General features: G+C 56.5%; 1 protein-coding gene and 1 pseudogene. Both read left to right on the top strand.

From position 1 onward, the window contains the following. Positions 1 to 412 (top strand): P1 family peptidase (locus tag L9Z73_RS30800; RefSeq protein ID WP_247408748.1); only part of this gene is annotated, 412 nt, incomplete at its 5' end. 357 nt (positions 413 to 769) lie between these two features. Further along, positions 770 to 1,208 (top strand): annotated as a pseudogene (locus L9Z73_RS30805) (serine 3-dehydrogenase); the annotation flags it as partial.

Below are 1,208 nucleotides of genomic sequence, written 5' to 3' on the forward strand. Positions count from 1 at the left end.
CACGCCGGGCATGGGCTCGATCGTGGTGATCCTGGCCACCGACGCGCCGTTGTTGCCCCATCAATGCAAACGCCTGGCGCAGCGCGCGTCCATCGGGATTGCGCGCACCGGCGGCGGTACCGAGGATTCCAGCGGCGACCTATTCCTGGCCTTCGCCACGGGTAATCAGGCGCTGCCCCCGGCGGATTACGGGCGCAAGGACCTGGCGTTCAGCACCGCGTTACAGATGGTCAATAACGATCATATTTCCCCGTTGTTCCTCGCGGCGGCGGAGGCGGTGGAGGAGGCGATCATCAATGCCATGCTGGCCGGTGAAAGCATGACCACCGATGACGGGGTGCTGGTGCCGGGTTTGGACGGCGAGACACTGTTGCAGGCATTGCGCCAGGCGGGCTGGAACAGTTGCCGATAATCCTGTGTATTTATAAAGGTGGTGGCTCTTTAATGTCGCCAATGACACCGTAACAATATATTGGATCCATTTAAATAAGTGCGCCGCTCAAGTTGAGCGGCTTTACCGCTATTTAATATTTAAATAACAGCGCGCTGCTTTTTGTAGGACAAAAGCAACTAGCCCCCTGCAAACATTGCACACGACTTGCTTAAGTTGCTGAATGGTCGGTTTTACTGCACAAATAGATGTAGACGAAAGATTTCAAGTTGTGTCAGTTTCGTGACGCCTTCAAAAGAGGCGAGTGATAGGACGATCTCGCCAGCGAGGTTCCTATCGACCCAAGACTGATGCACTTGCACACAAGGAAGTACGTTTATGTCAAAAGTAAAAGACCAGGCTATTGTATCTGCCGCGCAAGCCAGCACTGCGTATACGCAAATTGATAGTTTCAGTCATTTGTACGACCGTGGCGGCAACCTCACGATCAATGGCAAGCCCTCTTATTCCGTTGACCAGGCGGCCACCCAACTGCTGCGCGATGGCGCCGCTTACCGGGACTTTGACGGCAACGGCAAGATCGACCTGACATACACCTTCCTGACCTCGGCCTCCTCGAGCACGCTGAACAAGCATGGCATCTCGGGCTTCAGCCAGTTCAACAGCCAGCAGAAAGCCCAGGCCGCACTGGCCATGCAATCCTGGTCGGATGTCGCCAACGTCGCCTTCACCGAGAAGGCCAGCGGCGGCGATGCGCATATGACCTTCGGCAACTACAGCGGCGGCCAGGACGGCGCGGCGGCCTTCAAAGTCCCGG

The sequence above is a fragment of the Pseudomonas emilianonis genome (assembly GCF_023072625.1).
GTDB lineage: Bacteria > Pseudomonadota > Gammaproteobacteria > Pseudomonadales > Pseudomonadaceae > Aquipseudomonas > Aquipseudomonas paraveronii.